1 pseudogene is annotated in these 318 nt (G+C 82.7%); it reads left to right on the top strand.

The features are described 5' to 3' along the window. Positions 1-318 (top strand): annotated as a pseudogene (locus ACLBXP_RS25495) (D-alanyl-D-alanine carboxypeptidase); the annotation flags it as partial.

Genomic DNA, 318 nt, shown 5'->3' with positions numbered 1-318 from the left:
GCTGCCGAGCGCGCCCGCCCGGCGGTGGGGGCCGAGGCCGGCTCGCGCGGCACCCGCACCCAGGTCGCCTCGGCGGGCGACGACGAGGTCGAGACCACCGCCTCGACCGACCGCGCCCAGCCCCTCGCCATCGGCCCGAACCGCTCCACCACGACGCCCGGCGGAACCTGGCGGACGGGCGCGCAGCCCCTGCCGCGGCCGGCCCAGGCCTATGCGGGCCAGGCGGGCCAGGCCCCGTGCCCGGGCGCCGGCAAGACCGACGCGCGGATCGCCGCGGCGGAGGCCTCGGCCCGCGCCGAGGCGCCGAAGGCGCTCGCC

The organism is Methylobacterium sp. A54F, from assembly GCF_053346035.1.
The sequence above is the reverse complement of the archived record's forward strand: the minus strand, read 5'-3'. Positions and strand labels throughout refer to the sequence as shown.